Below are 10,773 nucleotides of genomic sequence, written 5' to 3' on the forward strand. Positions count from 1 at the left end.
TCCTTGTGCGTAAGCACATGCCTGCATTTACCCATACTCGCCATTCACATAGGCGAAGTGGCAATTATCAGCGTCCTGCAAGACCGCGGAGCGATGGAGAGCACCCATGAACGCCGCCTTGTTGCAGCTCGCGACCTGCAACTTCACCCGACTCAATTCCGGGAAATCTTCGCGATGGTCCGCTACCGCGCCAGGGAGACCTAGGAGAATCGTGGTCACGTCGTAGTCCCGAACAGCGATGAAACGCGCAGCACCGTGTTCCTAATCCCTGCTGACACACAAGTCCGAGGTACGGTGAACACGGAAGTCTGTGCAGCATCGCTCGCCGAAGCGTTGCACACCAACATCGAAGCTGTCTTTAACGGCACGCACGTCGTCTGCCTCACTGTCGCAGAGGATGGACAACCCACTCATTTTCCATGGCCCGAAATGCTCATCGTGGGAATAGACGGACAACCACTCTGGCCAGCCGCCCCTCGCAATTGACCTGACTGCGGCAATCAATGCCTGGCGAGCATTCCTTCGGCTCGCTACGGAACGGCAATTCGGGGTTATGGCATGCGACGTCCGCTATTTGAATCCGTCGGTGGGCTTCACCGTGGTGCGATACTCGCCCCATGACATCCGATCACGACCTGCCCAGTGCGTTTTCGCCTGAGCTGGCCCGAGCCGTTGGTTACGTGGTTCTGGAGGCGGCCGACGCCGAGGACTCCATCGGCGACCTGGTCGTGCTGCGGACGGGACTGGAGTCGCCGGACCCTCGATGGTGGCGTAGTGGCCTATCGCTCGTAGAGGCCGTCGAGGCGATCGGTGACCCCGAGATCCAGCCCATCGCCGACCTCTTGCGCGAACTCCTCGACGAGCGGCACGACGTCGTACACGGCCTTTTCCTCGAAGCTCCCGGCGTCCAGGTCACCATGCGACGGGCCAAGACCAAGAAGGGAGAGCCTCCTTCATACGAGTTCGCAGGCAGCCTGGCCGATGACCATATGGAGAATCTGGCGAACCGGTTCCGGCTCCTCGACCGGATGGCCGAGGACGCCATCAGCGACGCGATGGGCATAGCGCGAGGCGAGTGGTCTGTACTCCCACCACGCACGACACCCGTCGTGCTCCCAGATCTCAACAACCGGCCGCGGATGTAGCCGCTGGCGCCGGGGCACCCCGGAGCGGCCGATAGGCACCTTGTTCCTGCCCAGGATCTCCGCTGCCGCTGTATCGCACCAGCGACGGGCTACAGACCTCATCGATCGACGTCGCAGGAGGCGGAATGGCACGGTGCGCTCTCGTCTAATGTCTTTCGGATGAGCAAGCGCAAGGCAGACGTGGACGCGGACGACAAGTCAACCTCGACGAACGACGACCGGAAGCTGCCCGAGGAGCGGACATTCAAGAAGGTCCTCGTCGGCGCATGCGTCGGCGCCTTCCTGTTCGCGTGCGCGTTTGGGGTGCTGACCTCGGTCAAGGCCGCACGAAGCCCGCACGACATCACCTCGAACTGGTTTGTCGCGTGGGGCACGTGGGCCGGCGGACTCGGGACTGCGGCGGCCTTCCTGATCGCCGCGTTCAGCATCTCTGTCGCCGGTGCGCACACCCGGTTCGATCGTCGCGAAGCCGCCAGGCTCCGCCAAGACGACGACATGTCGCAGGCCCGACTGCTGACCATTTACAAGGTCGAGGATGCGCGGTCCCTCCCCTCACTCCCCACGTACCGAATCGAGAACCGGAGTAAGGACCTGTTCTTCGACGTCACCGTGCCGCACGTCGATTCCCCGTACGAGGACGGCGCGGCACTCGAACGTCGGACGGCCGAGCTGGTTGCCCAGGGCAACCGGCTTCACGAGTTCATTCCAACTGGTGAGGAGCTCACTCCGTACCGCGACCACACCGAGCATGAGGTCTGGTTCACCCTCGTCACCGTCCACACGATTGACGCGAGCCGCATCCAGTTCGCAGTCGAGTACACCGACGCCAGCGGCAGGCGCTGGAGCCAGATGCTCGGCGGGTCGATCAAGCGAATCACCACCACCGCGGCCGTGCAGGTTCGCGCCCCGGACAGATTCCAACCAAAGCAACAGATCACACTGATGACGAACGTAGAGGCTTGGCGCTCGGGCGGCCCGTTCACGACGAATCTCGAACCGCCAAAGACCGATGCCGAGTTCCTGGAAGTCATCGAGGCACGGAACATCAGGGGCTGGAACCGAATCGAGCGTACCGGCGACGTCGAGGTAAGGCCCAACGACATCGACAATCCACCAGAAGGACTCATCGCGGTCGTCACATTCCGGCCGGTCGCTCCACCGTTCTGGGCGGACTATTTCCGGAAGAAACTCGCGGATTCTGGGCTTCACTACGGCGGCGGAAGCACCGAGCACGAACAGACCGACAATTTCCGATTGTCGCCCGACGTCGACGCCGACGTAGATCGCATCACCGAGCTCATCGACGCTGCCCTCGACCACGCCAACGACACCTTCGAGCAGAACGAACTCGCCGCTGCTCGGCGTGCGTTGGAAGCGCGTCCGGGATTCCGTCGCTGAACACAGCTCTGTCTCTCGACGTTCCCCGGCTAGTACCAGTCAGTGCAGGGCCAGGCCACCGTCAAGACCACTAACCCTCGTCGACGACCTGCAGCGCTCGATGCGCCTCGCATAGAACGGATCTCGACCTACTATCTTCGGTTATGCCACACAACAGGAACGAGCGCATCGTCATTGACGGCATCGTCTCGGCTGGGCTCGTCTTCGACCTTTCCGCGGACAGGCGCAGGGCGACCGTCCGGATACTCACCCCCGCCAGCGAGCCGATCCTCACCTTCGGACCGGTCACCAAGCGCACCGCGGCCAGATTCGCCGTCGGCCGACCCGGCGAGTGCTCCAGCATCTTCCGCGTCTGGGCGAACAAGGGCAAGCTCGATGTCTACGCCTCGATCCGGACATGGAAGGACCTGGCCAAGTTCTCCTTCCACCAGAGCGGCCGCTACATCTTCCATCTGTCCTCGGTCGACCACCCCGGCGCCGAATGGGCCAGGCGGCCCGATCCCGCGAACCGGCGCATCAGCGCGTGGGACCGGCCCGCACCGTTCGTTCCCGGCTGGACGCACCTCATCACGTTCATAGTGCCGACCGAGGACGTCCGGCCGTCGCCGACCTCAGGATGGGAGGACCACGAGAAGGTCCGCTGGATCGCCAAGCCCGAACGTATCGACACCGTGACCGAGTTCCGAGTGGCAATTGGCGATCCAGGAATGCAGCTGGTCGACGCGGGACCGGCCGATCACCTGCTCGACGCCGGCATTGTCGACGGGTTCGTCCTCGCCAACGGCCGGCTCGTGCTCATCACCATGCACGTCACCCACCTGGACGAGACAGGTCGTGAGCTCCTGGCGGATCTCCGCGACGAGTGCATGAATCGTGCCGAGCGCGACGGGTTCGACCTCAACCCCGAACTCGGACCTCGCTTCGCTGACCATCACGTTCAGGCCGACGGACGTCACGCACTCTGGGACATCTCGCCCCTCCATCCCTAAGCACATTGCGCCTGACCCCCAAAACCCAATTGCCGACACGTCACCACACTCGACTTCCTACAACCGCGGAATCGAGCCAATTAGCACCTCAACGCTGCACTTAGTCGAGCATCCGCGCAAGTCTGTGACGCTCCATCCGCGTCGGGCGGACGATGTTTGTCAGAGCAAGCGTCTGGACTCTCCTTGCCTCCGCGACTACGGCTTTCTTCAAACTCCGGCCGGAGTCCTTGAGGGGTTCGTTCAGTACAGTGCCGGCCCATACCTGTAGTTCACGGGAGGCGAAATCACTGACCGCCTCTTAGGGCCTCCCTCGTCGCTCCGCCCAATGGTCTCCGATTAGGCCAAGTGCGTCCCGGACTCGCCCCGTGCGCCCTGCAAGCGATCAAGCACCTTCACCGAATCCTCCTCCTCGCCGGAGGGAGCCCCGTCGTTGCTCATCGCGCCGATGTACCACGTCAGCTAGGCGATGTGGATTCCCGCGTGCCACTCAAGGAGTCGCCGATGCTTACTGCTCCGACCCCATCGGAACCACAGCTTCTTGCGGTAGTGGTTCAGCGTGACGGCGTGCTGCCCGAGCGAGGCATCAAGGACGTAGAACTGCTAATTGTTGCTGAGTCGAGTCTCGTGATTCGATGCCTTGATCACCACGATCGCACGCGGATCTTCCCCGAACCGCACCACATCGAGCCCGAACACCGGCGGCGAGATGGCGCTGATCGCGGCGGCTCGGAGTGTCCGCTCATGCACCTCGTCGAATTCGCCGACGTCGCGCCGCCCGGTGGCAGCTTTCTGCGACTCCTCCACTCCGTACACGATCACCCCTCCATTGGCGTTCGCCATCGCGGCGACATCCTTGGGAAACTCGCCGTTCGCCAGGCCCTTGGCAGCGGGCAATCTTGACTTCCAGTCCAAGTCGGCGGCCTCGACTACGCCGGCGGCGACAGCAGCTTCGAGGATCTCGTCGTTCAACGGGCTCGGCGGCAGGCCCAGGGTGCGATGCAGCGCAGTAAAGGTCACGAAGACAACGTAGCCCTGAACTCGGACATTAGGCCGATATGCTTGTTGCAGAGGTCCACACCATATGGTCAATCATGTGAAACCTCTCAAGTTCGCGCGCTCAACTGACGAATGGACTGTCTTCGGAGAGGTGCGCGATGTCACCGCCGATGGGGAACTCGCGCTCATGGAGGACGAGCTTGCCACGATTAAGGCTTCGGAGCTTCGGCGCGAACTTGCCTCAAAAGCAAACTTCTACGATGCCGCCGCTGCGACGGCGGTGATTTCGGCAGTGCCCATCGGGTACTTCGATTTCGACTACGGGCCGTTTTCCCCGGTCCGATTCGAGTGTAACTGCACCACATTGAACACGGTTTTCAGTCAGCAAGTTCAGTGGCCCGAGGACGCCGCGATCGCGGAAGTGCGACGACTGTTGCCGCCGCTACTCGCAGCGACACGATCCCGCCTTCTGCTCGTCGAGACCGATGACCGGTTTTCCGATCCGTTCTTCCTGTTCCTAGTGATTAAGATCGAGACTCCCTTGCGAGGCCGATCCCTCGCAGACCTATACTCCGTCGCCGAGGATGCGATGCAACTGTGCGATGCCTTCACACAAGCGACAGTCACCAGAGAGACTGTCGCGAACCTAGTTCGCGGCGGCGCTGCACATCTACTTGTCGGCCAGCCGGAGGGGAACTGGCTCGATGCGAAATCGCAGGAATACGATCTCACGATCCTCGACGGGAAGATCTCGCTTGCGCAGTCGGTGGCTCGATTCTGCAACGGCGAGGACGGCGGCCTCGTTGTCATCGGCGCCAAGACTAGGAAGGTGCCTGGCGGCGAGGTAATAACAAAGATCGGTGGGGTCCAGGCCGCCTCCGGCCGGGGCGTGAAATACCGACAGATCCTTGACCATCACTTGTATCCGCCGCCACTGGGACTGAAGATCGACCTCATTCCGGTCAAGGACGGACTGTCACTGATCCTAATCGACATTCCACCTCAGGCCGAGGAGTTCAAACCGTTCCTTGTACACGGCGCCATCAGAGCCGACAACCGGACGGAAGGGTCGTTCATCAGTATCGTGCAGCGACGGGGAGAAGGGAGCATTCCGATCACAGCGCCGATGATTCACGCGAGCCTCGCTGCCGGCCGTGCTCTTTTGCGCGGCACAACCGGCGGCACCAAAGACCAGCCGTAGCTGAACCCGGCACTCCCCCACTTGCGATCACCTAACCGCCGCAGGCGAGCGGAGACCGCGTTGCCCCGTTCAACAAACGGTCGTTGACTGAACAGGTGGAACGCTGCTCAGATCGAGGCTGAATTGCCGTCGCTGATGTTCAGAAACCCGTTCAGCAATTGGTGCCATGACCTAACAAGATGAACACCTTTTCTGAACGGAGGCAACCGTGGCGCTCGTCGGAATGGTGCGCGTGAGCACCGACAAACAGGAGACTAAGCCCCAGCGCGATGCGCTCGACCCGATGTGCGTGAAAGTGTTCGAGGAGAAAGTCTCGGGCACACTCAGCGTCGAGTAGTGCCCCGGACTGCAGGCTGCCCTCCACTACTTACGTCCCGATGATCTACTCACTGTCCAGGAGGTCGACCGTCTCGGCCGCGATCTCCTTGAAGGGCTATTGGTTTTGACGGACCTGTTCGAGCACGGCGTCGGGGTCAACCCGCTCGACGGCATCGCGGCCGGCGAGTACCTTGACGCCGCCCGCAAGCGCGGCAACGTTGATCGTCGCCCCACTGTCGACGACAACAACAAGCGTGCGGCGATCCTGGCTCGCGGCGATCGTGACGAGTCGATTCGCGCTATCCGCCGCCGGCGTGAAGTTCTCGGTAGGTACGGTCCATCGGGTTCTTTCCGACACCAACTCCGGGAGCACCAGGGGTACCCGTCCCACCACAGGGTGTGCAATCCATTTCACCACTGATGTCGATGAAGTCCTCGAATTGGGCGACACTGACAGCGACGACTCAGAGGATCAGTCATGACCGACAAGACACATCAAGGCACTGCGCATGTTGCTGATGTGAAGATCAATGCAGCACGGACAAAACTCATCATCGACAAGAAGTTGAAGAGGACGTCGAAGCCTCAAATCGAGAAGCTCGCCGAGCTCAAAACCACCAGCGAACGTCGACCGGTTAAGAGCTGAATCGCACCGGCCAGGAGCCACTGGCAACAAACTGTGTGCGTACCTGGATGCGGGCACGCGGCGAAGCCGCGTCGGTTGTTGGCAGCTCACGAAACCAACGGTTCTATTCGGGCCAATTGCACCCCGCCGTTGACAACCGTGCCAGCGGCAAGGACACCCACCGTCCCGAACTGACCAAGGCCCTCGCATTCGTGCGCGAGGGCGACGCCTAGGTAGTGCTTGAGGAACCGCCTGGCCCGCAACACCAAGGACCTGTTATGCACCAGCGCAGGCGTTATACCTAACTCACCGCATCCACCGTATAGCCAAAATATGTCCGGTAATTGAAGGCGTGTTGATGTGGTGGCAGCGGCCATGCGGTGGCGAGATGTTCCGTTGCCTCACCTCGTTGGTGCCAATGCTAGCGGGGGTTCATGAAGGTGCTCCACTCGTTCGGTGTGGATGTATGTCACCTTGCCTTGCCTGTCGAGGCTGACCTTGATGAGTGATTCGTCACTCGACGTTGGAGCCAGTTCGAGGGCGAGGTATTCGAATAGTTCACGCTGGTGGACAGCGATAACGATTTGCCTGTTGTGTGCGTAGGACAGTTGGCGTACCACTGCGGCGAAATTGGCGATGTGGATATCGTCCATAGATTGGACTGGATCGTCGAAGATCAACCACGGAAGTCCACCGGGGGCGGACAGGTGCAGCGCAACAAAAAGGGATAGCGCTGCTGTATTGGTGTTGCCGTAGCTGAGGACGGAGGAGGGTGATCCAGAAACTTCGTCGTTAGGCAACACTGTCTCGAGGCGGATATCGACTGATCGACTGGCTTGAGTCTGTTTCCGAAATCGCGGAACGAATGGTTCTGACGGCACGAATCGGCTGAATATGTCGGCCCAGAGTGTGTTCAACGATTCGTCGAAGACCCTGTTAATCATGGATGATCGGATTTGTTCGGTTTTACGGCGCAGCTCGTTGGCCGCCTTCTTGCGCGCATTCGCTTCAGTGAGCGCACCTTTTGAAGCGGTTAACCTGCCGTCGACTCCTGCCAGTTCCGCACGGATTCTCTCGATCTGGCGCGTACTCGATTCTGCAGCGTCAGCAGCGTCGATCAACCTGGTCCTGCGTGTTTGTTCGAAGGTAATTTCTTGGATCTTCTGTTCAAGGGCTGCACCGAGGCGTCCAACCTCTTCTAGCACTTCGACTTTGGATTCGGAGATGTTGAGTTCGGCCCTGACTGCAGCGAGATGACGTTCAGCGACGTCGAGGCTTGCCTGCCGAGAGGTTATGTCGGCTGTTCGCGCACTGGAGCGAAGTAGTTCATCTCGGAGGGTCTGCCCCGTGTTGATCACCGCGTCGAGCCCATTGAGTTCACGGACGAAGATATCGTGAGAGGCGTCGGTACTCTCGCTCGTTGGCAGGGGGATTTGTTCAACGTCCGCAATCAGTTTCTTCGCTTTGATTTGAAGAAGTCGAATTTCTTCCCGTGCGCGCATGAGTTCTTCTGCGTTTTTCGTCAGGTCGACGGCCTTATTCTGAAGATGTTGTCGAAGGGTCGCATGATCGTGCGCGAAGTGCTGATCGCATACTGGACAGGCGTCTGATGTGACCAGCGGTATGGTCTTTTCGAGGATCTCAATGAGAGCACGTACGTCGTCGGGAACATTGACTGCTTGAGCAATCAACTCGGCATCCCGTAGAGCACTAGCTAGCTTGCTGAGCTCGCTTTCCAAACGGGATCGCGTCTGGTCGTTCTCTGCCTGCCGTTGTCGCTCGGACGCACGTCGCCTCGTCTCCTGCATGGCTTGGTACTGGGTACGTTGGTAGGCGTCGAAGATGTGTGCCGCGTCGACGGCGGGGAGCGAGAACATGCTTTCTCTGATGTTGTTGAGACGATCGAGTGCAGCCTTTCCCTCCTCTGATTCCCACTTGTTGAACGCTGCCACAGCTCGGACAGCGCTCTCGGCCTGCACTGCCGGGTCAAAGGGGGTGCTGGCTGTGCCGAGTTCGACGGTGTAAGCGGTGGAGACGCTTTCGAGCCGCATCTTCAACGCGTGCAGCCTGCTTAGCTCGCTCTCGTGGTTATCAGACCGAGGGATCTTCGCTGCTAGAACAGCTGGGAGTTCAGCGTCGAAAACCGTTGCGAAGGAGTCGTCGAGTAGCTCCCGGAGAGTGGCGACACAATCCCGCAAAGTGTTTTCGACACCTGTGAGTTGCCGAGCAAGTCGGTCGCGATCGACCTCGATAGCAGCGAGGTCACGTTCGGCGACTTCCCAGCTGGGACTGATTGATCGCGTGCGAGCCAGGTGGCCCGCGGCGTGCAGACCGTCGATCAGACTGTCGAGTTCATCGAGGCCGATTACTGATTTCACGTAGCGAACGAGGGCTGTATCGACCTGCTTCCGAGTCTGTGTGTAGGTCTCCAAGAGTCGTCCAAGTGCGGTCTGGGGAAGAAAGCAGCGTTCCTGAAAATAGAATTTCTCGGTGCCGTTAAGGGCCTCGCTACCGGTGATCCGGTCGCGGCTTAGTGCGAACGATCCGACACGGGTTGAGCCATCTGCAGAGCGCAGCCGTAGCTCTACTCTGCCTAGTGGGTAGTTGCGGTTCAGTAGAACATTTGGCAGCTGAGTTTCCTGGTCCCGGAGGAATCCGACTTCGCCGGATGCAGCCAGCTCGATCGCGCTCAGCAGACTGGTCTTGCCAGATCCATTGGGGCCGTGAACTAGCACTACTTGCGCGTCGAGGGGGATGAGCCATTCGCCGCTGATGCTGCGGAAGTTCTCAACTCGCAGGGAGTCAAGCCTGAAGTCAGGCATGTGGATTTCCCTTCGGATGCGGGCGGGCAAAAGATTGATCGATCCACGCAGCGTATTGCGCCTCGACGGCATCCTTCCCCAGCTGCGCGGCGGCCGAGATCTCAAGCAGCGCAGTTGCGTAGTGACCCCTTATCGTCTCGCGGACCTGCGCACCTCCGTCAAGGGGTGATTGCGTCGCGTCAGGAAGGCTCAAGTTGAGCAGTGGAGCGACTAGGCGTCTCACCGGCAGAGAGCCGTCGACGGGTAGCACTCGTGCCAAGGTCTGCAGATCAGCGACGAGTTGGTGACTTGACGGGGCGCCAAGCAGAATGATGGATATTGACCTTCGGGATCCGGCTGCGTCCAAAGCCCGGGCCAGTCGCTGGATTTGCCAGTGGACCCGTAGTCCGTCCTCTCGACTCTCTGGTTGATCGACTATTGCGACTAAGTCGAGTCGGTCGTCGGGGCCGATGTAGACGCTCTCGAGATCGAGTGTGATGTCGCCTATCTGCAACGGGCTCTTCAGCCGAGCGTAGCCCGTGCTTACAAGCGCGTCCGAGACTTCTGAACGTAGATTGTCCCTTGTAGGCACAGTGCTCACAGACCTGTACCTGTCTGGAATCTTTCAGCGAGTTCCGAAGTGTCGCGTGCATGGTCTACGAGGTCGGTCCAGCACACCTCGTAACGGTTGCGAAGCCCTCGCGCGGTACCCAATCGGCTAGAAGACGACCGCGTATTCGGTGTGGGTCTGTCGTGGATATAGAGAATTGCCATGCGATCCGTTCCGGACGTCCAAGCTGTCGAAGAAAGAACGGCATCCGCTTCGCGGACGCCTTTTACGACCGCCACAGCGATCGGTGCTGAGCGGTTGGCCGATAACTGAATCGTTTCGTTTACGGGCGCTGCGCTCAGGCCGAGCCGCCAGAGTCGTTGCTGGTGGCCCCAACCGAGCAGGCCGATGGCCGAAGCGAAGAGTTCGGCACCCACGACACGCACTTCGTGCTTGATACGAATCTCGGGGCGAGTGCCGTTGAATAGCGGCACGTATTTGCCGACGTCGCTGAGGCCAAGGTACTTATTTACAATGGCTGAGTACGGGCCGACCAGGAATTCCAGGACCTGATTCGCGTCGTAGCGATTGACTGCAACGAGCTGCGAGCTCACCGTTTGGAGCCCGACTGCCAGATCCTCTTCTACAGATGGAAGCACCATATTCTGCCTCTTGTCGACGACGGGTGAAAACTGAACGGATGTCGTCGGACGAAAATTAACCACCTTGCGTGAGTGTTGTGGGGTGATT

General features: G+C 60.2%; 12 protein-coding genes and 1 pseudogene. 9 read left to right on the top strand and 4 right to left on the bottom strand.

What is annotated here, in order from left to right; all coding sequences use genetic code 11:
- Window positions 1–57: 57 nt before the first annotated feature.
- The 4 genes from AC1Q61_RS19470 to AC1Q61_RS19485 all read left to right on the top strand — a co-directional run bounded on the left by AC1Q61_RS19470 (window position 58) and on the right by AC1Q61_RS19485 (window position 3,532).
- A complete protein-coding gene (locus tag AC1Q61_RS19470) occupies window positions 58–204 on the top strand; it encodes a hypothetical protein (RefSeq protein ID WP_492650809.1) in 147 nt (48 codons plus the stop codon).
- A 413-nt stretch (window positions 205–617) separates the two neighbouring features.
- Complete coding sequence (locus AC1Q61_RS19475; protein ID WP_492650810.1) at window positions 618–1,145, top strand: hypothetical protein; 528 nt, start codon at window positions 618–620, stop codon at window positions 1,143–1,145.
- A 159-nt stretch (window positions 1,146–1,304) separates the two neighbouring features.
- Window positions 1,305–2,543 carry a hypothetical protein gene (locus AC1Q61_RS19480; protein ID WP_492650811.1) on the top strand — a complete coding sequence of 413 codons (1,239 nt, stop codon included), beginning with the start codon at window positions 1,305–1,307 and terminating at the stop codon, window positions 2,541–2,543.
- A 143-nt stretch (window positions 2,544–2,686) separates the two neighbouring features.
- Complete coding sequence (locus AC1Q61_RS19485) at window positions 2,687–3,532, top strand: hypothetical protein (RefSeq protein ID WP_492650812.1); 846 nt, start codon at window positions 2,687–2,689, stop codon at window positions 3,530–3,532.
- Between the two features lie 600 nt (window positions 3,533–4,132).
- Here the strand turns inward: AC1Q61_RS19485 and AC1Q61_RS19490 are convergent.
- Window positions 4,133–4,549, bottom strand: coding sequence for an AlbA family DNA-binding domain-containing protein (locus tag AC1Q61_RS19490; protein ID WP_492650813.1), 417 nt, complete (start codon window positions 4,547–4,549; stop codon window positions 4,133–4,135).
- A 64-nt stretch (window positions 4,550–4,613) separates the two neighbouring features.
- Here AC1Q61_RS19490 and AC1Q61_RS19495 point away from each other — a divergent pair, with 64 nt between their 5' ends.
- From AC1Q61_RS19495 to AC1Q61_RS19505, 3 genes and pseudogenes are all read left to right on the top strand, one after another.
- Window positions 4,614–5,729: a hypothetical protein gene (locus tag AC1Q61_RS19495; protein ID WP_492654897.1), complete on the top strand. Its 1,116-nt coding sequence runs from the start codon at window positions 4,614–4,616 to the stop codon at window positions 5,727–5,729.
- Between the two features lie 208 nt (window positions 5,730–5,937).
- Window positions 5,938–6,066 carry a hypothetical protein gene (locus AC1Q61_RS19500; protein WP_492650815.1) on the top strand — a complete coding sequence of 43 codons (129 nt, stop codon included), beginning with the start codon at window positions 5,938–5,940 and terminating at the stop codon, window positions 6,064–6,066.
- A 9-nt stretch (window positions 6,067–6,075) separates the two neighbouring features.
- Window positions 6,076–6,156: pseudogene (locus tag AC1Q61_RS19505) on the top strand (recombinase family protein); the annotation flags it as partial.
- A gap of 6 nt (window positions 6,157–6,162) precedes the next feature.
- Here the strand turns inward: AC1Q61_RS19505 and AC1Q61_RS19510 are convergent.
- Complete coding sequence (locus tag AC1Q61_RS19510) at window positions 6,163–6,438, bottom strand: hypothetical protein (RefSeq protein WP_492650816.1); 276 nt, start codon at window positions 6,436–6,438, stop codon at window positions 6,163–6,165.
- A gap of 87 nt (window positions 6,439–6,525) precedes the next feature.
- On the opposite strand from AC1Q61_RS19510, the gene AC1Q61_RS19515 reads away from it, so the two are divergent.
- Together AC1Q61_RS19515 and AC1Q61_RS19520 are read left to right on the top strand one after the other, a co-directional pair.
- Complete coding sequence (locus AC1Q61_RS19515) at window positions 6,526–6,693, top strand: hypothetical protein (RefSeq protein ID WP_492650817.1); 168 nt, start codon at window positions 6,526–6,528, stop codon at window positions 6,691–6,693.
- A gap of 47 nt (window positions 6,694–6,740) precedes the next feature.
- Window positions 6,741–6,905: a hypothetical protein gene (locus AC1Q61_RS19520; RefSeq protein WP_492650818.1), complete on the top strand. Its 165-nt coding sequence runs from the start codon at window positions 6,741–6,743 to the stop codon at window positions 6,903–6,905.
- A gap of 168 nt (window positions 6,906–7,073) precedes the next feature.
- On the opposite strand, the gene AC1Q61_RS19525 is transcribed toward AC1Q61_RS19520, so the two are convergent.
- Together AC1Q61_RS19525 and AC1Q61_RS19530 are read right to left on the bottom strand one after the other, a co-directional pair.
- Window positions 7,074–9,494, bottom strand: coding sequence for an AAA family ATPase (locus tag AC1Q61_RS19525; protein ID WP_492650819.1), 2,421 nt, complete (start codon window positions 9,492–9,494; stop codon window positions 7,074–7,076).
- Between the two features lie 576 nt (window positions 9,495–10,070).
- A partial coding sequence (locus AC1Q61_RS19530) for a hypothetical protein (protein WP_492650820.1) occupies window positions 10,071–10,773 on the bottom strand: 703 nt, incomplete at its 5' end.

This window comes from Rhodococcus sp. MPR-R1B, from assembly GCF_058793255.1.

Bases quoted from the DNA above. Each gene is read 5' to 3' on its own strand.
- AC1Q61_RS19475 (WP_492650810.1), top strand. From the start codon at position 618: ATGACATCCGATCACGACCTGCCCAGTGCGTTTTCGCCTGAGCTGGCC.
- AC1Q61_RS19480 (WP_492650811.1), top strand. From the start codon at position 1,305: ATGAGCAAGCGCAAGGCAGACGTGGACGCGGACGACAAGTCAACCTCG.
- AC1Q61_RS19485 (WP_492650812.1), top strand. From the start codon at position 2,687: ATGCCACACAACAGGAACGAGCGCATCGTCATTGACGGCATCGTCTCG.
- AC1Q61_RS19495 (WP_492654897.1), top strand. From the start codon at position 4,614: ATGGTCAATCATGTGAAACCTCTCAAGTTCGCGCGCTCAACTGACGAA.
- AC1Q61_RS19515 (WP_492650817.1), top strand. From the start codon at position 6,526: ATGACCGACAAGACACATCAAGGCACTGCGCATGTTGCTGATGTGAAG.
- AC1Q61_RS19520 (WP_492650818.1), top strand. From the start codon at position 6,741: ATGCGGGCACGCGGCGAAGCCGCGTCGGTTGTTGGCAGCTCACGAAAC.
- AC1Q61_RS19525 (WP_492650819.1), bottom strand. From the start codon at position 9,494: ATGCCTGACTTCAGGCTTGACTCCCTGCGAGTTGAGAACTTCCGCAGC.